The organism is Bacillus sp. Hm123 (assembly GCF_051842975.2).
Lineage (GTDB): Bacteria > Bacillota > Bacilli > Bacillales > Domibacillaceae > Bacillus_CE.
Genome location: NZ_CM200277.1, coordinates 1331763 through 1354654, shown reverse-complemented (window position 1 = coordinate 1354654; position 22892 = coordinate 1331763). Strand labels below are relative to the sequence as shown.

At 39.2% G+C, this 22892-nt stretch carries 27 protein-coding genes; all 27 read right to left on the bottom strand.

Annotation, left to right across the window (positions count from 1 at the left end; genetic code table 11):
* Window positions 1–4: 4 nt before the first annotated feature.
* The 27 genes from ACSVDJ_RS07080 to fliG all read right to left on the bottom strand — a co-directional run bounded on the left by ACSVDJ_RS07080 (window position 5) and on the right by fliG (window position 22890).
* Window positions 5–349, bottom strand: coding sequence for a hypothetical protein (locus ACSVDJ_RS07080; RefSeq protein ID WP_439169205.1), 345 nt, complete (start codon window positions 347–349; stop codon window positions 5–7).
* Complete coding sequence (locus ACSVDJ_RS07075) at window positions 349–846, bottom strand: chemotaxis protein CheD (protein ID WP_439169206.1); 498 nt, start codon at window positions 844–846, stop codon at window positions 349–351. Before ACSVDJ_RS07075 ends, ACSVDJ_RS07080 begins: the two co-directional genes overlap by 1 nt.
* A complete protein-coding gene (locus ACSVDJ_RS07070) occupies window positions 839–1480 on the bottom strand; it encodes a chemotaxis protein CheC (RefSeq protein WP_439169207.1) in 642 nt (213 codons plus the stop codon). The genes ACSVDJ_RS07075 and ACSVDJ_RS07070 overlap by 8 nt, the downstream gene beginning before the upstream one ends.
* 12 nt (window positions 1481–1492) lie before the next feature.
* Window positions 1493–1930 carry a chemotaxis protein CheW gene (locus tag ACSVDJ_RS07065; RefSeq protein ID WP_439169315.1) on the bottom strand — a complete coding sequence of 146 codons (438 nt, stop codon included), beginning with the start codon at window positions 1928–1930 and terminating at the stop codon, window positions 1493–1495.
* A gap of 21 nt (window positions 1931–1951) precedes the next feature.
* Window positions 1952–3985: a chemotaxis protein CheA gene (locus tag ACSVDJ_RS07060; RefSeq protein WP_439169208.1), complete on the bottom strand. Its 2034-nt coding sequence runs from the start codon at window positions 3983–3985 to the stop codon at window positions 1952–1954.
* 17 nt (window positions 3986–4002) lie between these two features.
* Window positions 4003–5088 carry a protein-glutamate methylesterase/protein-glutamine glutaminase gene (locus tag ACSVDJ_RS07055; protein ID WP_439169210.1) on the bottom strand — a complete coding sequence of 362 codons (1086 nt, stop codon included), beginning with the start codon at window positions 5086–5088 and terminating at the stop codon, window positions 4003–4005.
* Window positions 5078–5962 (bottom strand): MinD/ParA family protein, encoded by an 885-nt coding sequence (locus tag ACSVDJ_RS07050; protein ID WP_439169212.1) that lies wholly within the window; start codon window positions 5960–5962, stop codon window positions 5078–5080. The genes ACSVDJ_RS07055 and ACSVDJ_RS07050 overlap by 11 nt, the downstream gene beginning before the upstream one ends.
* Window positions 5959–7083 (bottom strand): flagellar biosynthesis GTPase FlhF, encoded by a 1125-nt coding sequence (flhF, locus tag ACSVDJ_RS07045; protein WP_439169213.1) that lies wholly within the window; start codon window positions 7081–7083, stop codon window positions 5959–5961. The genes ACSVDJ_RS07050 and flhF overlap by 4 nt, the downstream gene beginning before the upstream one ends.
* Window positions 7080–9116: a flagellar biosynthesis protein FlhA gene (flhA, locus tag ACSVDJ_RS07040; RefSeq protein WP_439169215.1), complete on the bottom strand. Its 2037-nt coding sequence runs from the start codon at window positions 9114–9116 to the stop codon at window positions 7080–7082. The genes flhF and flhA overlap by 4 nt, the downstream gene beginning before the upstream one ends.
* Window positions 9117–9140: 24 nt before the next feature.
* Window positions 9141–10223, bottom strand: coding sequence for a flagellar biosynthesis protein FlhB (gene flhB, locus ACSVDJ_RS07035; RefSeq protein ID WP_439169217.1), 1083 nt, complete (start codon window positions 10221–10223; stop codon window positions 9141–9143).
* Between the two features lies 1 nt (window position 10224).
* Complete coding sequence (gene fliR / locus ACSVDJ_RS07030; protein ID WP_439169218.1) at window positions 10225–11001, bottom strand: flagellar biosynthetic protein FliR; 777 nt, start codon at window positions 10999–11001, stop codon at window positions 10225–10227.
* A 4-nt stretch (window positions 11002–11005) separates the two neighbouring features.
* The gene (gene fliQ, locus ACSVDJ_RS07025) at window positions 11006–11275 is read right to left on the bottom strand and encodes a flagellar biosynthesis protein FliQ (RefSeq protein ID WP_439169219.1); all 270 of its coding nucleotides are present in this window, start codon (window positions 11273–11275) and stop codon (window positions 11006–11008) included.
* A gap of 12 nt (window positions 11276–11287) precedes the next feature.
* On the bottom strand, window positions 11288–11953 hold the full coding sequence (gene fliP / locus ACSVDJ_RS07020) for a flagellar type III secretion system pore protein FliP (RefSeq protein ID WP_439169220.1): 666 nt from the start codon (window positions 11951–11953) through the stop codon (window positions 11288–11290).
* Complete coding sequence (locus ACSVDJ_RS07015) at window positions 11946–12623, bottom strand: flagellar biosynthetic protein FliO (RefSeq protein ID WP_439169221.1); 678 nt, start codon at window positions 12621–12623, stop codon at window positions 11946–11948. Before ACSVDJ_RS07015 ends, fliP begins: the two co-directional genes overlap by 8 nt.
* A 19-nt stretch (window positions 12624–12642) precedes the next feature.
* Window positions 12643–13005, bottom strand: a complete 363-nt coding sequence (locus tag ACSVDJ_RS07010) for a response regulator (protein WP_094835629.1) — start codon at window positions 13003–13005, stop codon at window positions 12643–12645.
* Between the two features lie 13 nt (window positions 13006–13018).
* The gene (gene fliY / locus ACSVDJ_RS07005) at window positions 13019–14197 is read right to left on the bottom strand and encodes a flagellar motor switch phosphatase FliY (protein ID WP_439169316.1); all 1179 of its coding nucleotides are present in this window, start codon (window positions 14195–14197) and stop codon (window positions 13019–13021) included.
* Entirely contained in the window at window positions 14190–15191 is a 1002-nt protein-coding gene (gene fliM / locus ACSVDJ_RS07000) for a flagellar motor switch protein FliM (protein ID WP_439169222.1), read from the bottom strand. The genes fliY and fliM overlap by 8 nt, the downstream gene beginning before the upstream one ends.
* Before the next feature lie 26 nt (window positions 15192–15217).
* Window positions 15218–15670, bottom strand: a complete 453-nt coding sequence (fliL, locus tag ACSVDJ_RS06995; protein ID WP_439169223.1) for a flagellar basal body-associated protein FliL — start codon at window positions 15668–15670, stop codon at window positions 15218–15220.
* Window positions 15660–15881 carry a flagellar FlbD family protein gene (locus tag ACSVDJ_RS06990; protein ID WP_094835632.1) on the bottom strand — a complete coding sequence of 74 codons (222 nt, stop codon included), beginning with the start codon at window positions 15879–15881 and terminating at the stop codon, window positions 15660–15662. The genes fliL and ACSVDJ_RS06990 overlap by 11 nt, the downstream gene beginning before the upstream one ends.
* A 63-nt stretch (window positions 15882–15944) precedes the next feature.
* A complete protein-coding gene (flgG, locus tag ACSVDJ_RS06985; RefSeq protein WP_439169225.1) occupies window positions 15945–16748 on the bottom strand; it encodes a flagellar basal body rod protein FlgG in 804 nt (267 codons plus the stop codon).
* Window positions 16749–16795: 47 nt separating this feature from the next.
* Entirely contained in the window at window positions 16796–17446 is a 651-nt protein-coding gene (flgD, locus tag ACSVDJ_RS06980; RefSeq protein ID WP_439169226.1) for a flagellar hook assembly protein FlgD, read from the bottom strand.
* A gap of 8 nt (window positions 17447–17454) precedes the next feature.
* On the bottom strand, window positions 17455–18687 hold the full coding sequence (locus ACSVDJ_RS06975; protein ID WP_439169227.1) for a flagellar hook-length control protein FliK: 1233 nt from the start codon (window positions 18685–18687) through the stop codon (window positions 17455–17457).
* Between the two features lie 28 nt (window positions 18688–18715).
* Window positions 18716–19318, bottom strand: a complete 603-nt coding sequence (locus ACSVDJ_RS06970; protein WP_439169228.1) for a MotE family protein — start codon at window positions 19316–19318, stop codon at window positions 18716–18718.
* 12 nt (window positions 19319–19330) lie between these two features.
* Window positions 19331–19777, bottom strand: coding sequence for a flagellar export protein FliJ (gene fliJ / locus ACSVDJ_RS06965; RefSeq protein ID WP_439169229.1), 447 nt, complete (start codon window positions 19775–19777; stop codon window positions 19331–19333).
* Window positions 19777–21102, bottom strand: a complete 1326-nt coding sequence (gene fliI / locus ACSVDJ_RS06960; protein ID WP_439169230.1) for a flagellar protein export ATPase FliI — start codon at window positions 21100–21102, stop codon at window positions 19777–19779. The genes fliJ and fliI overlap by 1 nt, the downstream gene beginning before the upstream one ends.
* Window positions 21099–21884, bottom strand: a complete 786-nt coding sequence (gene fliH / locus ACSVDJ_RS06955; RefSeq protein ID WP_439169231.1) for a flagellar assembly protein FliH — start codon at window positions 21882–21884, stop codon at window positions 21099–21101. Before fliH ends, fliI begins: the two co-directional genes overlap by 4 nt.
* On the bottom strand, window positions 21877–22890 hold the full coding sequence (gene fliG, locus ACSVDJ_RS06950; RefSeq protein WP_439169232.1) for a flagellar motor switch protein FliG: 1014 nt from the start codon (window positions 22888–22890) through the stop codon (window positions 21877–21879). The genes fliH and fliG overlap by 8 nt, the downstream gene beginning before the upstream one ends.
* Between the last annotated feature and the right edge of the window lie 2 nt (window positions 22891–22892).

The window sequence follows — 22892 nt, the reverse complement described above, 5'->3', positions numbered from 1 at the left end:
ATTTTCATTCGTTAATCATTTCACGAATGATCGCCGCCGTTTTCTCGCTGTCTGTCATTTCTGGTCGTTTGGCTTGATCATCTTTCTCAGCCTTAATAGGAATCTTCTCTTCATGAATTTCTTCTTGAGTAGATGCTTCTTCCTCTATATGCTCCGTAGCAAAACTATCGGGAGGAAAAGCGATGAACAACATGAAACGAATAACAAACATCAATATGAAAAACACAGCAGCCACAATAAATGAACCTAAAATAACAGGCAACGGTTCTCCATCAGAAAATGAAAGTAGAAAATAAAGAGTGAATCCTGCAATCATCATCCAAATATTCCACAAAATTGATCCTCTCATTATATGTCTCGAACTCCTTTATTCACAGTTCGAATCATTAATCGGCACGTTTGTGGATCAAATTCAATGGTTCGACCGTTATTACCACCAACGTCTTCAGCAGCAATCTGAATGTTTTCTTCTTTCAGTTTACGTTTAACCGCTTCAACATTTCTTGGACCTATTCTCATAGAATCACTTTGAGGGCTAAATTGAAACATTTGAGCACCACCAGCAAGTTTAGCTTTTAATCTATACATGTGAGCGCCTTCTCTTTTTAAAATATGAAGTAGCTCGGTAATCCCTGTATCTGCAAATTTTGCTTTATTTATATTACCGGTTTTAGCGAGAGCTGAGTCTGGTAACATCACATGGACCATTCCTCCAAGAGCTTGCTGTTCATCATAAATGACAACTCCAACACAAGACCCTAACCCCGATGTCCGAATAGTGTCTGGGGAACGAACGATATTTAGCTCAGCAATCCCTACTTTCACAATTTGTTGGACTTTATTCATTCATCTCGACTCCCAAGGCGCGGAATATGGTAGGGAAGGAAAATGGAGCAGGAAGCAAAAAGAAATGTCCTTTCACTTCCTCTTCTTTACCTGTCTCCTTTTCTTTAAGTACCGTGTCAATCACAATTGCATAATCCCCATATTGAGAAGCTTCTACTAAACCAAAGCTAATAATGGCACCAAACATATCAATCGTTAATTCAGGAACGGATGGATAAAGTTTCAAGCGTGTGAAATCACTTAAGGCTGACAAATAAGACCCCGACAAAATATTTCCTAGCTCTTGCATAGCCGAGTAACCGATGGCTTCGCTATTCCTTTCTTGAAAAGAAAATTGTTTATCACCTGTCATATTGCGAATATAATTTTCCGCCTGTTCCAAAGACAGAATGAAAAACATATTTCCACTTGCTTCTCCTTCTATCCTTAAGCTAACACTCACCACTTCTTGGTCCGGACCACCAGCCATCTCCATCATTTCATTAAAGCTAGCAATTCGTACGCTAGGTACTTTCATATCTATTTTTTTATTTAAAAGGGTAGAAAGCGCCGTCGCTGCATGTCCCGCTCCGATATTTCCAATTTCCTTTAAAATGTCTAAGTGGAGAGTTTGAATCTGATCGATGTAGTTCATGTCTTTTCCCCTTTACTTAAACACTTTTTCTAAGCTTAATAAAATTAACAGCCTTTTCTCTAATTTAGCTACGCCAACAATATATTCCGCTTCAATAGAACCTACCACGTTGGGCTGAGGTTCAATGATATCGCTTGGAATATCTAGCACGTCATTCGCTCCATCAACGACTAATCCCACTTCCATCTCATCTAAGGAGGCGATGATAATTCTCGTGTTTTCATTATATTGTTCATCGGGAAGATTAAATCGATTACGTAAATCAATAATTGGCGTAACAACGCCGCGTAAGTTGATTACACCTTTAATAAAAGGGACTGTACCCGGAACTCGAGTAATATGCATTAATTTCTCTATAGAATGGACTTGATGGACTGGGAAAGCATACTCTTTATCCATTAATTGAAAGGCAATCACTTTTATTGTAGACGGAGCACTCATATTACTCATCATTTTCCTTCCTTCCATCAATTATTTAATCAAGGCATTACAATCTACGATTAAAGCAACCTGGCCATCTCCTAAAATCGTAGCACCTGAAATAGCAAAAACATTTGTTAAATAGTTTCCTAATGATTTCAAGACAACTTCTTGTTGACCAATGAAGGAATCGACAACAAGTCCGGCCATTTTGTCTCCTTTTCGAACGATAACGATCGAATAGTATTCATCTTTTTCTTCAACAGCTGGCACTTCAAAAATTTGTTCTAAGAAAACGAGTGGAACGACTTTGCCACGGAAATCAATGACTTGTTGATTATGCGCTTTTAAAATATCCGTTTTCTTGACAATCGCTGTTTCAATAATAGAAGATAACGGAATGGCGTACTTCTCTTTTTCTACTTCCACTAGCATGACAGAAATAATTGATAGTGTTAATGGAAGCTGAATAGAAAAGATGGAACCCTTTCCTTCATTAGCATCGATACTAATTGAACCACCTAGAGATTCAATCGTTGTTTTAACTACATCTAAGCCAACACCACGACCTGAAATATCTGAGACTTGCTCGGCAGTTGAGAAACCCGAGGCCAAAATAAGCTCATAAATTTGCTTATCTGAGAGCGTCAAAGCTTGCTCGTCTGTTACAACACCTTTTGATAGAGCTTTCCTTAACACGTTGTCTTTGTTAATACCTGCACCATCATCTTCAATTTCAATAAATACGTGGTTTCCACTATGGTAGGCTTTTAGCTTAACTGTTCCTTCGGCAGGTTTCCCTTTCGCTTTACGATCTTCTGGGTTTTCTATGCCATGGTCAATCGCGTTACGGATTAAGTGAACGAGCGGGTCGCCAATTTCATCAATCACCGTACGATCAAGCTCTGTATCTGCCCCGATAATTTCCAAATTAATTTGCTTGTTTAACTCTCGGGCAAGCTGGCGAACCATTCGTGGAAAACGATTGAACACAGTTTCTACTGGAACCATTCGCATGTTTAAAATGATAGTTTGTAAATCACCAGAAATTCTTGACATCCGCTCTACCGTTTCATTAAGCTCCGGATGATTAAGATCCCCAGAAATTTGTTCTAACCTTCCACGGTCGATCACTAGCTCTTCAAACAGGTTCATTAAAATATCCAAACGCTCGATGTTCACGCGAATGGTTTTGTTTGCAACAGCTTGCTGCTTACTTTGCTTCGTTTCTTTCACTTCTTTATTTTCAACTGGTTTGTGAACTTCTACTTGAACCTCTTCTTGCACTTCTTCTTGCGGTGCTATATCCGCGCTTAAAGGCTCTAACTCTACATCAGTAATCGTGACGTTGACAACTTCTGATACTTTTTTGACTTTGCTTTCAATTTCTTCAGCAGGTTCTTTCGTAATAATGGTGACAACGAATCTTTCATCAAATTTTTCCTCTTCTAACTGTTCTGTTGAAGGAGTTGATTTAATGACTTCTCCGCATTTCTCTAGCACTTCAAAAACCATAAATACCCTAGCTGCTTTTAAAACACAATCGCTTCTTAGTTGAACTTCAATTTCTAAGCAAGAAAATCCCTGCTCTTTAGATTGTCCAATTACCGTGCGTTCAAATTCATCGTATTCAGCGGCATATGCTGTTTGAGGTGCTGACTCAGACACTGTTACAGCAACCTCTTCAGAAGCAGCTGATAATTCTTCGCCATTTTCAATTTTTAATAGCTTCTCAACAATGGCTGCGACATCTCTTTTTCCATCTCCACCAGAGGCAATATCATTAACCATCGCCTCTAGATCATCAATTGAAGCAAAAACAACATCTAATATTTCCGCAGTAACCTGGATTTTATGGTTTCGAATCGCATCTAACACATTCTCCATTTTGTGTGTTAAGTTGGCTAAATCCTCATATCCCATCGTTGCGGACATCCCTTTTAACGTATGGGCTGAACGAAAGATTTCATTAACAACTGAGATATCTTCTGGATTTTTCTCCAAAACTAAAAGATTTTCATTTACTGCCTGCAAATGCTCCTTGCTTTCTTCAATGAAAATTTCTAAATATTGATTCACTTCCATTAGCCGTTCATCCCTCTCTAAGGTATATACTTAACAATTGTTTCTGCAATTTGATCCACTGGCACTACGTCATCTACTACATGTGTAGCAATCGCTGCTCTTGGCATCCCGAACACTACACAAGTATCTTTCGACTCAGCAATCGCCGTGACATTCCCATTTCTCATCTCTTTCATCTTAAACAAACCATTGGCGCCATCCGTCCCCATACCTGTCATGATGACAGCCACTTTGTTATAATCTGACATTTCGCTTACTGACTCAAAAAGCACATCAACAGAAGGTCGATGCCCACTTACTGCGGGAGTTTGATCTAAATGAACAGCTAAAGAAGCGCCAACTCTCTTCACTTTCAGATGATAATTCCCGGGCGCAATATACGCTGTATTATTCCTTAAAATTTCACCGTCTTCAGCTTCTTTCACAGAGATAGCTGAAAGTGAATCTAGCCTTTGAGCAAGTGAATGAGTAAAGCCAGCTGGCATATGTTGGACTATTAATATAGGTGCGTTAAGATCGGCTGGAAGTCTAGTTACTACACTTTGAAGTGCACGCGGACCACCTGTTGACGTTCCGATCACAATTAATGTTTTACCATTAATTTTTGAGCGTTCTAACCTATTGGTTGAGATGGTTTTTTCTACTCCAACTCTTGTACTTCTATGAATTCTTCGTTTACTAGATAAAGAAAGTGGACGGACATTCGCGCGACTCGCCGCTAGTACTTTTTCAATCAATTCATCTTTAATTTTGTATAAATCAACAGAAATGGTTCCAGAAGTCTTAGCGATAAAGTCAACTGCACCTTTCTCCATAGCTAGCATCGTCGTTTCCGTCCCTTTTTTCGTTAAACTCGAAAGCATAACGACAGGTGTCGGTTTGTGCTCCATAATGTAGCTCAATGCATCTAGGCCATCCATCTCAGGCATTTCGACATCCATCGTCATAACATCCGGGTTATATTTCTCAAATTTCGCAATTGCGTCCTTGCCATTACGTGCTGTCGCTACTACATCGAGCTCGGGGTGATAATTTAAAATATCGGTAATAAGCTTTCTCATAAAAGCTGAATCATCTACTACAAGTACTTTTTTACTTTTCATTTTCGCTCCTGCCTTTCATGAAAAAATGACGAAGCTTTTCTATAAATTTAGATGAATTTCCATTAAATGAAGGGTTGATTGCGCCTGTCAAATAATTATCCGTAAGCGTCTTACATGCGATAGAAATCGGAGCCTGTGGAAAGGCGAGGAGAAAAGGCTTTTGTTTCGTGACGGCTTGCTTCACATAGCGATCTTCTGGCAATATGCCAAGTTCAATGACCTCTCGTTGCAAAAAACTGTCAACTACATTTTTCAGCCGCCTGTTAGCCCCCTTACCTTCTGCCAGACTTTCCGCTCGATTACATATAAGATAAAACGTATTCGTTCCTCCTCGAAGGTGAATAAACTTAATCATCGAGTAAGCGTCGGTAAGCGAAGTAGGTTCGGGTGTAGTCACCACTAGAATATCTTCCACTGACATCAGTATCTCTAAAGATTCCTTTGTCACTCCTGCACCCATATCAAAAATTAAATAATCGTATTGATATTGTAGCGCCTCAATCTCAAAGATCCATCGCTCTAAATGATAATGATCCCATTCGATTAATTTACTTAAACTAGAGCCTCCTAATATGTAAGACACTCCTTCAGTTCCCTTCATAATCAACTCTTCAAGGGTGCGTCCTTTTTCAAAAAATTCAACAATGGAACGTTTTCCTGTTAGGCCTGATAACACATGGATATTTCCCATCCCGATATCCATATCAAATATTAGCACTTTTTTACCACGTTGTGTTAAATTCAAGCCAAAATTCATAGAAATATTAGATTTTCCTACGCCACCTTTTCCACTAACGACAGCAATTGTTTTTGCTAATTTCCCGGTTAACCGATTAATCTTATTTCGCAACCCTGAAGCTTGGTCATACGTCATACATTTTCACCAAACATAATATCAACAATTGTTTCCGCGTCGACCTCCATTAAATCATCTGGGACGTTTTGCCCATTTGTCATAAAGGCAACACCTTTCTGACAATGACACATCAAATTAAGCAGAGTACCGTGTGTTTTCGTCTCGTCCATTTTTGTAAAAATGAACTTTTCAATCGGAATAAGAGAAAACTTTTCAATAATCTCCTTCAAATCATTTTCTTTCGACGTAAGAGCCATCACTAAATAACTTTCAACTTCCTCTTCAAAGGAAATCATATTTTTTAATTCTTTTACATATCTTTCATCACGGTAATTTCTTCCTGCCGTATCGATATAAACGGTGTCGTAATCTTCCAATTGTTTGATCGCTTCTGGAAAGTCTTCTGCTTTATAAGCAACATGCATCGGTACTTTCAGTAAATCGGCATACGTTTTTAATTGGTTAATAGCGGCAATTCTATACGTATCCGTAGAGATAAAAGCAACTTTTTTCCCTTTTTCTAATACACTATCAGCCGCCATTTTTGCTAAGGTAGTTGTTTTCCCTACACCTGTTGGGCCAATAATATTAATATATTTTTTCTTTTGCAACGGGCTTTCTTGTAGTGGCTTAATTTTGTTTAATAACCATTCTTTCGCCCATATAACTGACTGTTGTTGATCTACATGTCCCTTAGATTCCTGCCATTTTGATAAAAGAGCTTGCTTCAACTCGATAATTAAATCAGTTGACACTTCCTGCTCTTTTAAGGTGAGCAATGGTGGCTTCAATTCTTCCGGTATGCCTTCGAAAGTGATTTTATTGTTACGAGAATACTGCTCCAATATTTTTTTTAGCTCTTTTACTTCTTTCGCCAGTACCTCCGCGTTGTTGATTGCCGGAACTGCCGATTGTTTTTTTTCAACCACTGGCGTAGTTCGAAGCTTTTCTTTCACTTCCGGACGTGGATTCGGATCGATTCCAGCTACGACTTCAATCGCTTTCTTTTTAAATAGGCCCAAAAATCCGCCAGTATAAATTGTTTTTGATTGAAGGATGACCGCTTGCTTTCCTAGATCCGCTCGAACTTTCTTCATCGCTTCTTGCATGGAAGAAGCTTGATATTTTTTTACTTTCAATCAATACTCACCACCCCAACACTTTGAACTTCAACACTCGGCTCAAGCTCGTTATAAGAAAGAATCGGTAGTTGTGGAAAATACCTCTCAGACAATTGTTTCATATACATGCGAATAGCTGGTGAGCAGAGGATGATTGGCGTTTGCTGCATAAACGTAATTTGTTCCACTTGCGTAGCCATCGCTTCTAGAATTCTTTGAGAATCCATCGGGTCTAACGATAAGAAATTGCCGTGTTCAGTTTGTTGAACACTATCAGCAATTAACTTTTCAATTCCTCCAGACAAAGTAATTACTTTTAAGGAGTCATTATCCTCCAAATATTGTCTCGTAATTTGCCTAGAGAGTGCTTGACGGACGTATTCCGTTAACAAATCGGTATCCGATGACATTTTTCCAAAATCAGCGAGCGTTTCAAAGATGATCGGCAAATTTCTAATCGAGATATTCTCTTTCAGTAACTTAGCCAATACCTTTTGCACTTCTCCAACAGACAGTGGATTCGGCGTGACCTCCTCTACTAAAATTGGATATGCCTCTTTCAAATGTTCAATCAGTTGTTGAGTTTCTTGACGACCAAGCAATTCATGAGCATTTGCTTTAATCACTTCTGTTAAATGTGTCGATACCACACTCGGAGGATCTACTACCGTGTAACCCAATATTTCAGCCTGCTCTTTCATTTCTTCTGTAATCCATTTAGCTGGTAAACCAAACGAAGGTTCAATCGTATCAATTCCTTCAATAGAAGTATCTTCTTCACCAGGGCTCATCGCTAAATAATGGTCTAATAGTAAATCTCCTTGTGCCATAACACTACCTTTAACTTTGATCTGATATTCATTCGGTTGAAGCTGAATATTATCACGAATACGAACGACCGGAATGACTAAACCTAGCTCAATCGCAAGCTGGCGGCGAATCATGACCACTCGATCTAATAAATCTCCGCCTTGTGTCGCATCCGCTAACGGAATCAACCCATAGCCAAATTCAAATTCAATCGGATCGATATTTAATAAGTTCACGACGCTTTCAGGACTCTTTAACTCGGCAGTTTCAATTTCTTCTTCCGCTTCGATCAAGTCTACTTCATCCTTCTCTGGCGTTCTTTGTAGCATAAAGGCTCCTATCGCTAACATTCCCGCAATCGGAATCGTTAATAAATCATTGATCGGTGTCGCAACTCCTAACAAAAGAATCGTTCCTGCTGCGACATATAACATCATCGGATAAGCAAGCAACTGCGACATAATGTCTTCGCCTAAATTTCCTTTAGAAGCGGCTCTTGTTACGACAATTCCTGTCGCGGTTGAAATTAACAGTGCCGGAATTTGTGAAACGATTCCGTCTCCCACTGTTAATAGGGAATACCGAGTGGCAGCCTCTGCTAACGGCAAGCCTTGCTGAACACTACCAATGATAATTCCAAAAATCAGGTTAATGATCACGATAATAATACCGGCGATAGCATCACCTTTGACAAATTTTGTTGCACCGTCCATCGCTCCATAAAAATCAGCTTCACGGCTCACCTTTTCGCGGCGTTCTCTTGCTTCTTGTTCAGAAATCATTCCTGCGTTTAAATCAGCATCAATACTCATTTGTTTCCCTGGCATTGCATCGAGAGTGAAGCGAGCTGCTACCTCAGACACACGCTCAGATCCTTTTGTAATAACAATAAACTGAATAATGATTAAGATTAAAAAGACAACCATCCCAACAACTACATTTCCTCCAACAACAAATGTTCCAAATGTCTCAACTACGCCACCTGCTTCACCTTTACTTAAGATCGAACGGGTGGTAGACACATTTAGTCCTAAACGGAATAAAGTTAATAATAGTAATAGCGATGGAAAAATGGAAAATTCCAATGCCTCTCGCATATTCATCGAAATGAGTAAAACTAAAAGTGCAAGAGAAATATTCATAATGATTAATACACTTAATAACCATGATGGCATCGGAATAATCAACATGGCGACAATTAAAATAACACTTAATAACACGGAGATATCTCTTGCTCGCATTTCTCTCTCTCCTAACAACGAAACTTACAGTTTATTTTTCATTCGGTACACATAAGCTAAAATTTCAGCAACGGCTTTAAAAAATTCTTCAGGTATCGGATCCCCAATTTCCGCTTGATCATATAAAGCTCTAGCAAGCGGTCTATTTTCCACCATTGTGACTTCATTTTCACCTGCGACATACTTGATCTTCTGAGCTAAATAATCAACTCCCTTGGCAACCACATAGGGAGCATCTAGCTTGTCTTCATCATATTTTAAGGCAATGGCATAATGAGTAGGGTTCGTAATAACAACATCCGCTTGAGGAACTTCTTGCATCATTCTTCTCATCGCCATTTCACGTTGCCTTTGTTTAATCTGTGATTTGATCAGCGGGTCCCCTTCGATATTCTTATGTTCATCCTTAATGTCTTGTTTAGACATGCGGATGTTTTTCTCAAAATCATACTTTTGATAAAGATAATCGAGAAGAGCGAGAAACAGTAGGGCTAAAGAGGCAACGAGGCCCATTTTCAAGGTTAGTACACCTACTGTTTGTAACGCATCCGCGACTGACTTAAAAGACAGCTTTAATACATCTTCAATGTTCGACCAAAGCACGATGAAAGTAGCCGCTCCAACAAACGAAATTTTCAACATCGACTTCAATAATTCTACAATCGCTCTTAACGAAAAAATCCGTTTAAATCCTTTAATCGGATCGATCTTTTCCAACTTCGGCTTGATCGGCTCACCTGTTAATAAGAAGCCAACTTGCAAGTAATTGGCCGCCACCCCTGCAAGAAGTGCCACTAACATGACCGGACCAAGAATGTATACGAGCCGTTGCATCACTTCAAATACAATCACCTTTAAATTCGCCTCTGTCACAGGCATTAACATATAACTTTGCAGTGATTGCTGAAAAAACTCCAAAATATGTTTCCCCATAAAAGAAGCACCGATAAACAAAAAGCCAAAAACAGCAAGCAAACTAATAGCCGTATTCACATCTTGACTCTTCGCAACCTGCCCTTTTTTTCGAGAATCTTGACGCTTTTTAGGAGTGGCTTTTTCGGTTTTTTCTCCGGCAAAAAACTGAAGATCTAACTGTAACCTTTTCAAGCTAACTCCCTCCTAACAATGTCATCACATCACGCATCGTATAAAGCATCATTTCAAACAATTGCTGAACGACTGTAAAGATGACGCCGAGCACAATCATTAATACAATAAATGCCACAGCGATTTTGATCGGAAAACCGACGACAAAAATGTTAAGTTGCGGAACTGTCCTTGCTACGATTCCGAGCGCTACATCCACCAAGAATAAGCAAGCAACCACTGGCATCGCCATTTGAAAAGCAATGACAAACATTGAGTTAAACGCCCGACTAACATAATCAGCTAGCTGTCCATTGCCGAAAGAAAGACCCACTTGATCAATCGGAATAAACTGATAGCTATAGAAAATGCCATCTAAGATCAAATGATGCCCATTGAGCGCTAGCAATAAAAGCAAGGAAAACATATACAAATATTGACCGATAAGTGGACTTTGGACACCCGTCTGCGGGTCTATCACATTCGCAATCGCAAAGCCCATTTGAAAATCGATAAAGCCTCCCGCAATTTGAATCGCAGCTAAAATCATATAAGCCACTAATCCTATTAATAAACCAACTAATGCTTCTTTTATAATTAAAATAAAATATTCACCGTTTATTTCTAGCAATGGCACATCGAGCGTATAATACATCATCCACGACAGTACAACCGCAAATCCTATTCGGTGCATTGCCGGGATCGTTCGATAAGAAAACAATGGCATCGTGACAAAGAATGCTGATACTCGTACAACTATTAATAAAAATACCGATAGCTTCGGTAGTAATTCATCCATACATCTACCCTACAAATCTCGTTAAATTCGTAAATATATCCAATGCATAAGACAGCATACGACTAAGCATCCAAGGACCGAAAAAAATCAACCCGACTAATACGGCGACAATTTTCGGAATAAATGCTAGTGTTTGCTCCTGTATTTGTGTCGTTGCCTGAAAGATACTGACGGCAAGCCCTACAACAAGGGCTAAAATAAGCAGAGGAGCACATACGATAATCGTCGTATAAACTCCTTTTTCTGCTAAAGAAATAACCATTTGTGAATTCATTGTTCCACCTACTTAAAAGCTTTGCAGCAAAGATTGAATGACTAAGTACCAACCATCGACTAGAACAAATAACAAAATCTTAAACGGCAACGAAATCATTACTGGCGGTAGCATCATCATCCCCATTGACATTAAAACGCTAGCAACGACCATATCAATGACAAGAAATGGGATAAAAATCATAAACCCAATTTGAAAAGCCGTTTTAATTTCACTAAGCGCAAAGGCTGGAACTAACGCAGTTAATGGAATATCTTCGACCGTTTTCGGTTGCTCTTCCTGAGCATAGTCTAAAAATAGCTGTAAATCTTTCTGTCTCGTATGTTCGCTCATAAATTCCTTCAATGGCAAACTCGCCTTGTCATACGCTTCCTCAAGCTTAATTTCATCATTAAATAACGGTGTCAATGCCTCATCATTGACCTCCTGAAAGACAGGCGCCATAATGAAAAACGTTAAAAACAGAGAAAGCCCAATTAATACTTGAGTTGGCGGCATTTGCTGAGTAGCAAGCGCTGATCTCACAAACGACAAAACGATGACAATACGCGTAAAACAGGTCATCAATATTAAAATACTAGGTGCTAGAGATAAGACCGTTAACAATAACAATAACTTAACGGAAGTTGTCACTTGATCAGGTGAACTATCGCTAAATAACTGGATAAACTCATTCATCTTGCCCATTCTCCTTGCTATTCATTTTCCTGATCGCTTTCTCTCTTGACAGTTTCATATGACTAAGTTTGTCTTCAAACACCTGTTTAAATTTCTCCTGATCTTCATCCGCGTTTGTTCGATCAGGTTTCCATTTTTTCATGACATTCGACACTATGTCTTGCGGCTGAAGCATTTGATCCACTTGATCACTGTACTGTTGCAAAAAACGCTCATATTCTTCTTGATCGCTAATTTCTTTCAATAATTGAATGTCTTCACCTACACCAAGTACGAGCAAGCGATCTCCCACTTTAACGATCTGTACGGAGCGATTCCCTCCCAGAGGCGTGCCACCAATATGTTGGATCAACTTTGTCTTCTGATAAGAACGACTCTTTTGATTGACAAATCGCAACAACAAATAAATAAGTGCCACAACAAACACTAACGCTCCGATCATTTTGATAAACTCCCCAATGGATAGTCCAACCTTTTGATCGTTTTCATTGCCTTTACTTGATGGTTTCTGCTCTTTTTCATCAACATCCGGCTGGCATTTCTCCGGGTTATTAATACAATCTTTAACATTATTGTTAAATGGCTCTGCCCAGGCAACAGAATAATTGCCTGTGAACAGAGCCATACTAAATAGTATAAAAACTATAGATTTCTTGACTTGTTTAATCAAAGGATGCACCTTCTTAAGCTTACGCTAAAGTTTTTGAAATGGCTTCAATCACTCGATCAGCTTGGAACGGTTTCACGATAAAGTCCTTCGCTCCTGCTTGAATCGCATCAATCACCATCGCTTGTTGACCCATCGCTGAACACATAATAATCTTTGCATTCGGATCGATCTCCTTAATTTCTTTCAATGCCGTAATACCATCTTTTTCAGGCATTGTAATATCCATCGTGACTAAGTCTGGCTGAAGCTCTTTAAATTTTTCAACTGCTTGAGCGCCGTCTGCCGCTTCACCGACTACTTCGAAACCATTTTTCGTTAAAATATCTTTAACCATCATTCGCATAAATGCTGCATCATCTACAATTAAAATACGCTTTCCCATCATCATGTCTCCCTTATTTCAAATTATTCAAGCGTTCGCTCTGACTCAAAATATCTGTAATCCGAACACCAAAGTTTTCTTCTATAACAACTACTTCGCCTTTAGCAATCAACCGACTATTGACAAGAATATCTACCGGCTCTCCAGCTAATTTATCAAGCTCAATAATCGAACCAGATGTTAAATCAAGGACATCTTTAACAGAACGAGTCGTTCTTCCTAATTCAACAGTTACTTGCAATGGAATATCAAGAAGCATATTTAAATTACGTGCTTCATGTTGTTGCAACGTAGGCTGTTCAAATGTAGCAAAAGAAGCAGATTGAACATTCACATTCGGTTGCTTTGGCTTCTCTTGTATATGAAGTGGTACCGCTTCTTGCGCCTGTTGAACAGGTGCGCTCGGCTGTTCTTGATACTGCTCAACTGGTTTCGGCGGTTCCGGTGACGGTATCACTGGAGGTGCTTCTGTCGGTTGGGTAGCAGAGGCCACTTCTTCAGAAGGGTTAACCAACTCGTGCACTAAGCTTTTAGCGAAGTTTAATGGCAATAGTTGCATAATATTAGAGTCAATTAATGTACCAATCGTAAGCCTGAAAGAGATTTTAACAAGTAAGTCTAGTTCCGGAATTGTGTTAGCGCCCTCTCCATGCTGTAAATCCATCAAAGCGATGGATGGAGGGGAAATATCTACTTTTTTACTAAAAATTGTAGACATTGAAGTCGCGGCCGATCCCATCATCTGATTCATTGCTTCTTGTACGGCGCTTAGTTGTATTTCTCCTAAATCTGGGTTAGGGGAAGTTCCATCGCCACCGAGCATTAAATCGGCAATAATCGCTGCATCTGTTTGCTTAATAACGAGCAAATTCGCACCAGAAAATCCTTCTGTATACTCCACTTCAATGGCTACATACGGATGTGGAAATTCGTCTTTTAATTTTTTTCTTTCGATGATTGAAACAGTCGGTGTCGTGATCTCCACCTTTTGGTTCAATAAACTAGAGAGAGCTGTAGCTGAACTACCAAATGAGATATTTCCTATTTCACCTAGCGTATCTTGTTCAAACGAATCCAAGTAATCTTCCACGTTCGTTAACATTTCGTTTGAAACCTCATCTTTTGTATCGTCTCCACCAGGTCCTTTCAACAAAGCATCAATTTCTTCCTGAGATAGCATATCATCACTCATCATCGTCTTCTCCCCCCTTTATGTGATCAAGAATTTGTACAGCCAATTGTTTATTTACTTTACCCGGCTGTGCCGTAAACTTTGGTTTCTGACCAACCTTGACAGACAGGGGCTCATTAATACGCTGCTTCAATTCAATAACATCTCCTACTGCAAGCGTTAGGAATTCTTCTATTGAAATAGCCGAATGTCCAAGCTCTGCGACAACAGATACATCTGCTTTTTTAATACGTCTTTCTAATTTCTCCAGTTCACCTGGCGCTCTTTCCTTTTTATCTGGATTTTGCATCCAATAATGAACGGACAATTTAGGAATAATCGGCTCTAATACGACGTGTGGAATACAAATATTAATCATTCCCGTCGTTTCACCGATCGTCGTGTTTAATGATATCACAACTACTGTTTCATTAGGTGATACCATCTGCAAAAATTGAGAGTTTATTTCAAATTCAGCCATTAAAGGATCAATGTCGACAAGATTCACCCATGCCTCTCGATAATTTTCAAAGGCTCTCTCAAACATATTCGACATAATTTTCGTTTCGATTTCTGTTAAATTATCGACTTTATTAACGCTAATCCCTTTTCCACCTAACAATCGGTCGAGCATCGAATACGCTATATTCGGATTAACCTCCATTAAAATTCTTCCCTCAAGCGGAGGAACCTCAAATACATTCAGAATTGTTTGGTTAGGAATAGAGCGAATAAATTCTTCATAAGGGATTTGATCAGCTGAGACAACGGCAATTTGCACGTATGTTCGAAGCTGAGCAGAGAAGAAAGTTGTCAAAATGCGAGCGAAATTATCGTGCATTCTCGTTAAGCTTCTAATTTGATCTTTCGAAAAACGCAACGCCCGTTTAAAGTCATACACTTTGACCTTCTTCTCTGCTTCTTCTTTTTTCAACTCATCAGCATCCATTTCACCAGTCGATAAAGCTGACAATAAGGCATCAATCTCATTTTGAGATAATATTTCTCCCGACATGCTCTCACCTCCGTTAAATGAATAAATTATTGGATGATATAAGAGGTGATATACACTTCAAGAACTTTTCCATCCTGCATAATTTCGTTTAATTCCATTTTTAATTTTTCCGTTAATTGCTCTTTCCCTTTACTGCCTTTTAGTTCCTCTGCCTTCATTTCAGACAACTGTTTAATAATAATATTATTTGCTTGAAAATCACGCTTTGTCATTTCTTCCATCGCATCTTTACTATCTGTTTGGATTTTAAAAGAAATGCGAATGTAATCATCTGATGCTAAGTTCGTTGTCAGTTCAGGTATATCAACCGATGATTCAATTACTTCATCGATCGTCGGTTCTTTCGCACTGCCTTCACCCGAAGATTTCAAAATAATAATGATGGCGATCGTACCTACTAATAATATAACCGTTAAGAGAACAAGCATTATGGTTAGAAGCTTATTTTTGCCTTGTACTTCTTGTGTTTCAGTCTCCATCCTGACCCTCTCCTATGTCTATTTTCCCCAAAAGATGAACGCGACGATAAAATTCTTCCATCCGCTTTCTCACTTCCTCCTCGGACTCACGAACGAGAAACTTCTTTCCATTTGAAAGCGTAATCGTCGTATCTGGAAAGCTTTCCACCATCTCAATATAAATAGCGTTCAATAAAAAGGATTTGCCATTCAATCTCGTCACATTAATCAATATAATTCAGGGTTGAAGCGACACTCCAACCCTGGCCCCTCCCCTATGTGTAAAAATGATCTATTATCGTTTTAAATTAACTAATTCTTGTAAAATTTCATCAGACGTCGTTATAATACGTGTATTTGCTTGGAACCCGCGTTGCGCCACGATCATTTCTGTGAATTCTTCAGAAAGGTCAACGTTGGACATTTCTAGCGTACCAGCAACAAGTGTACCAGTGCCTCCTGTTCCTGGTCCAGTTAAAGCATTATCTTGAGGCATTGGACCTGAGTTAGTAGTCGCTCTAAATAAATTACCTCCTACTTTTTCTAAACCATCAGGGTTAACAAATTTTGCAAGGGCAATCGTTTGTGTTTCGTCTCGAGAATCGTCTGCCTTCACAATTACTACCTTACCGTCCGAACCAATACTATAACTTTTTGCATCAGCAGGAATATTTATTTTTCCTCCACCTGCTTTTTGAACGTATAATCCATCACTAGTGACAAGATCACCTTTTATATCTAAATAAAAGTTACCTGAACGTGTCACAAAGGAGTTGTTCCCATCTTTTACAACAAAGAAACCCTCACCCGAAATCGCTAAATCTAGCGGACGATACGTTGTTTGCGTACTACCCTGAGTATGCATCGTGTCAATAGCAGCTAATTGTGAACCTAGACCTACTTGACGTGGGTTTGTTCCACCACGAGTAGCTGTATTAGCACTTGCCCCTGACACTTGTTGACTGACCATATCTTTAAAAATGACACGACCTTTTTTAAATCCATACGTATTGACATTCGCAATATTATTTCCGATGACATCTAGTTTCGTTTGGAAACCTTTCATTCCACTGATTCCTGAGTACATTGAGCGTAGCATAATTGAATTTCCCCTTTCGATTTTCGAAATGTTTTTTAATTTCGTGTTTATTCAATTTTTGTTAATGCGGATGAAGAAATTTTTTCACCATTGTCTAAATGGAGCCAAATAGTTCCATCTTTAATCGACACTGATTGAACGGTTGCGGTTTGTTCAGCTTCTTCCTGCTGCCATGTCACTTTACGACCGATTAACTGGCTTGCTTCAACGAGCGAATTCCCTCCTAAACTAGCTCCACCTTTTATTTCAGAAATGTTGCCTGGTTCTAGCTTCGTACCATCCGCAAGCGTAAACTCGACACCACCGTCTTTAAACTGAACGGAAACGATTTTGCCGGTTCCTTCCGTGATAATAGGCTCCGGCTTTGTACCATCTTCATTTGGCTCCTCTTTATTCTCCTCGATTTTATGCCAAACTACTTCTTTCCCGACAAATGAATTGTAGCTAATCATTTGCGAGGAATATTGAACTTGTGCCATTTGGTTAAGAGCTGCTGTCATGTTGACTTGTTGTTCAAGGGATGAGAAGGTAGCCATCTGGGCGATAAAATCTTTATCTTCCATCGGGCTTAATGGGTCTTGGTTTTGCAATTGAACCATTAGTATTTTCAGAAATTCATCTTTTCCAAGGCTGCTATTTCCTGTCTTTCTTTCATTCGACTTATCAGGTAAATATAGACTCGGGTCGATTTTAGTCATGCGATCACCTAAACTTCCATATTTTCTAGTACATCTTTAAATTGTTCTACCGGTTGATCTTCCGTTTCTTCTTGTTGCTGTGACTGTTGCTGCTCACGCTTCGTTTGTTGTTCCTGCTGAGATGGACGATCAAACTTTTGCGGGTCCGCTTGGCTATGAGTCAATTCAATTTTGTCCACGGTGATATTCTGTTGATTAAACGCCTGTTTTAAACTATGGACATGCTGTTCAAACAAATCCTTCACCATAGAAGTCGAAGAAAGAATCTTCGCCGTCATCACACCATTTTGCTGTAATAGCTCAATTCTTAAGCTACCGAGTTGCTCTGGATAAAGCTTAATTAGCAATCGATTGCCATTTGGTGTTTTCATTAAATTGGAGTTGTTAAGGATTTGTGAAAACTTTTCCATAAACTGTTCCATATTCATTGGCTTCGGGTTGGTTGGCACCATCATTGTAAAGGATTCTACTTTTGATAATGGTTGAAAAATAGGTTGAAGAACTACTCCTTCTTTAGGCATGGCTTGATTGGTTTTGGCAACAACAGGTGGTAATTGCTCCTCGCTTGCCTGTTGATAGTTTTTAAATGCTTGTTGTAAAACCCCTTCTAATTTACTTGAAAGTTGTTTCAACATACTTTTTAATGCTTGTTGTTGTTCTTGCACGGTGACGTTGCTATCTGCCTTTTCACCAAACAACTCCCAAATCTTTGCTGCTTGTAATAATGTGTGAACTAATTTCCCTTCACCTTTAGGCCAATCGTTTGGGGGAGTCATAGTTAACAACTGGATCATATTGAGTAGTTGACTCATATCTGTTAAATTTTCTGCATCTTTAGAACTATTCCCGTTCATCAGTTCTTGTCCTACCTCGACGCTTTCATTCACCTCAGTGGTGAGCTGCGTCATCAGTTTCGCTATCACGCTTTGTAAATCAGCTGTATTCATTCCTAGAAACAGAGCTATTTCTTCAAAGGACGGCATCTTTCCATCAGACAGCCATTCTTTCGCTACTTTCTTCGCTCCAGGAGACATATCGGCTAATTCATCTATGTTTTTCGCAGAGATGATTTGTTTGATTGCTTCTAACAACTGTGACGCTTCATTGGGCATCGCTGTACTAGCTTGACTTGTTTCAGCATTTAACATGGATTGGAATGTGGCTCCAAGTCCTGCTTGCTTAGGTAATCCAGATTGGTTCGTTTGCAAGCCCCCCAAAAATATCTTTCCTACACCTATCATTTATTTGTCACCTCTACGTATTTCTTTCTCATTGAGTGAGCATTTTTGTATATTTTGCAGCTGTTTCCGGCGGGAGTTTCTCTAAGATCTGGGCTTGTTTGTCTGTGCTCATCGCTGAAATGATATTCACTGCTTCTTTATCAGATAAATTTACAATGATATTAGCGATGTTCTTCGGTGCCATTGATTCATATGTATCAATCACTGGATTTTCGCTTTTATTATCTCTCTTACTAGTATTACTGTCTTCTTCTTGTTTTTGCTGTTGTTCTATTTCAATCTCTAATCGGTCTTTTTCTGTTAATAACTTCTCTATTTTTTGATCAGAAGTTTCGAGTTTTTTTTGTAACTTCTCGATTTCTGCTTTTTGATCTTCTACTTCTGCTTGTAATGAAACGAGTCGATTCTTTGCTACTTTCTCGTCTTTCGATGTCTCACTATCCATCATCGAAGATACACCAGGAATGCTCGCTCCAATCTCCTTTGCCTTATCAAAAATATTCACACCAGCGACTGTCATGACAATAAGTGCGACCGTGATTGCAAAAAGGATCGGAATTACAATAGCAAAAAGAAACCATTGTAGTTTGCTAGTTTTATTTCCGTCTTCTTGTTTCTTTTTTCGTGCCATAATTGCTATCACCTAATTTCTTTGGTTCATAAATTGAATCGCTGAAATTTCATCCATTTGATGTTGTTCCATTGCGAGCAAACTTGCATTAAATTTCTTGAAGTCTTTTTCTTTCATTTTCTCATATTTCTTCACTTCAATATTACTTTCCTGTAATTGCTGTTCGCACCACTGCATTTTATTGCGAGCTCGGATGACAATTTGCTGTTGAAAAGAGATCGTTTGTTCAAGATTAGAAACGAATTGTTGATAATGCTGCACTTCATATATTGAAAAGCCCCTGACCATTTTTGTTTCTTGATGATCGATTAACTCTTCTTTTTTCTTTAAAAGTGTATAAAGCTTTTCAGCAGCTTCCTCAAACTTCTTCATCGCTTCCATATAGCTATTTTGCATTTCCTCTTTTTCTTGTTCTCTTAGCTGCAATATTTTTTCAAATTTATAGTGATAAGCTCCCATTATAACTCTCCTTTTTCAGCTAACTGAATGAGGGATTGAATGCTATTGTCCAATGTCACTTTCTCTTCCGTTTGTTGCTTTAAAAACGAGAGGATTTTCGGATAATAGTCAATGGCTCGGTCGATTTCTGCGGATGATCCTTTTTTATACGCACCGATATTAATCAAGTCTTCCGAATTCAAGTACGTACTCATTAATCCTCTTATCGTGCCGGCTGCTTGTTTATGTTCTTCTGATGCTAAATGGCTCATCAATCGACTAACACTTTTTAAGACATTAATCGCTGGGTATTGCCCTTTATTGGCTAGCTCTCGATCTAAGACAATATGACCATCCAAAATTCCGCGAACGGCATCAGCGATTGGTTCATTCATATCATCCCCATCTACTAATACCGTATAAAAAGCCGTAATGGTCCCTTGGTGATTCGTTCCTGTTCGCTCAAGCAACTTAGGCATAATTGCAAACACAGAAGGGGTATATCCTTTCGTAGCTGGAGGTTCTCCGACTGCTAAGCCTACTTCCCGTTGCGCCATCGCCACACGAGTAACAGAATCCATCATTAACATGACATTTAATCCTTTATCTCGAAAATATTCAGCAATAGCTGTTGCCGTAAACGCTCCTTTAATTCTCATTAACGCAGGCTGGTCAGAAGTAGCAGCGACGATAATGGAGCGCGCTCGCCCCTCAGGACCGAGATCTCTTTCCACAAATTCACGAACCTCTCTTCCACGCTCTCCGATTAAAGCAATCACGTTAATATCTGCATTTGTGTTTCTAGCAATCATTCCGAGTAAAGTACTCTTTCCAACACCACTTCCTGCAAATATCCCGATTCGCTGTCCTTTTCCAACTGTTAGTAAACTATCAATTGCCCTAACGCCTACTTCTAATTTCTCACTAATCGGTGGTCTATTTAACGGATTAGGAGGTTTTTTTTCTGTCCCAACGGTTGTCAATGATTTCGGAAAGATTGTACCATCTAAAGGTTCTCCCATAGAGTCAATAACTTTTCCTATTAAAGCAGGTCCTACTTTCACTTCAAGCGATCGGCCTGAATTCTCAACTAAGCTCCCAGGGGAAATATCATTAATATCTCCATAAGGCATTAAAACAACCATTTCTTCTTTAAATCCAATTACTTCGGCTGGGATAAACGTCTTAGGTTGATCCTCTTTGTTCGGATAAATGTAACAAACATCGCCAATTGAAGCTTTCGGCCCTTGGGATTCAATCATAAGCCCTACTACTTGCTTGATCCGACCGTATCTTTTATATGTATCTAATTGTTCCAATTTGGATGACAACGTCGTTACATTCATTGCTCTTCACCTTCAAGAAGTTCAAATAGTTGTGTTCTTAACTGCCATAACTGACTATCAATACCTACATCAATTCTTCCTTGTTTCGTGTCAATATAGCAGCCATTTTCTTCAAGCTCTTCGTTTGGATAGATGTACATAAGAGTATTAACAGGAAACATTGCTGCAAGCTCTGCTTTTTGATCAACAACAAGTGGATAATGAACAGGATGAACATGAATTTGAATTTCTTTTTGAGCATATACTTCCTTCAATGCTTGCTGTAAAACAGGAAGAAACATATCTGGATGTTCCTGTAACACCTGTGCTAAAATTTTCTCAGCTGTTTGCATAGCTAAATGCAAGATCGTTTTTTCCGCTTGTTGGACATTATTTTGATACTCTTGTTGCGAACTAACTACTGTTTGTTTAGCAGCTTCGATTAATTGTTCATACTCGCCATAGCCTAGTTGTCGACCTTCTTGCTGACCGCTTGCTACACCTTCTTCATGAGCTTTCTCTATTAACAGCCTTCTTTCTTCATTCCACGCTTGTCTTTCCTCGTTCACTTGCGCTCTAATTTCTTCACTTGCTTCTCTAGCTTTTTGGACAATTGAATCAGCTTCTATAGAGACCTCATCTAATTGTTTCTTCCTTTCTACTTCCAATAAAGCCTTCTGACTGCTTTCTTCTTTTTTTTGCTCCTCTATTAACTCTTTCTCCGATTGAATTACTTGTATTTGGATCGTTTTTTGAGGTTCACTTGGCATGTCTGTTCTTTGTGATTTAATCAGTCTAGACAATGATGTCATCTCCTCCGCCACGCGCGATGATAATTTCCCCAGCTTCCTCTAGCCTACGAATCGTAGCTACAATGCGGGATTGAGATTCTTCTACATCGCGAAGACGTACAGGCCCCATATATTCCATTTCTTCTTTGAACGTATCGACCATCCGTTTAGACATATTGCGGAATACAACATCCTTCACTTCTTCACTAGATACTTTCAGTGAAAGCAATAGATCTTCATTCTCACAGTCACGGATAACACGCTGAATCGATCTGTTATCCAATGTAACGATATCTTCAAAGACGAACATCCGTTTCTTGATTTCTTCTGCAAGCTCTGGATCTTGAATTTCAAGTGCATCCAAAATCGTTTTCTCTGTTGCGCGATCGACGCCATTCAACACTTCCACAACCGCCTCTACGCCACCTGTTTGTGTGTAATCTTGTGTAACAGTCGCGCTCAGCTTCCGCTCAAGAATAGCTTCGACTTCATTAATAATCTCAGGAGATGTACTATCCATGATTGCTATCCGTTTAGCGATATCCGCCTGTACCTCTTGAGGCAATTCAGAAAGAATCTGCCCCGCTTGTTGTGGGTCCAAATAGGATAAAATCAATGCAATCGTTTGTGGATGTTCATTTTGAATAAAGTTTAGTATTTGGTTAGCATCCGCTTTCCTTGCAAAATCAAATGGCCTTACTTGCAAAGACGAAGTCAGTCGATTAATAATTGCTTGCGCTTGGTCTTGACCAAGCGCTTTCTCTAAAACTGTCTTCGCGTAGCCAATCCCACCTTGACTAATATAGTCTTGCGCAAGGGCAATGTTATGAAATTCCTCAAATACTTCTTCTTTTATTTCAGATTCGACCTTCTTAACACCCGAAATTTCTAGAGTTAAACGTTCGATTTCTTCCTCAGACAAATGTTTGTACACTGACGCTGAAACGTCAGGGCCAAGAGAAATGAGAAGTATGGCTGCTTTTTGTTTACCTGTTAATTTTTTCTCTCTAACGACCACTT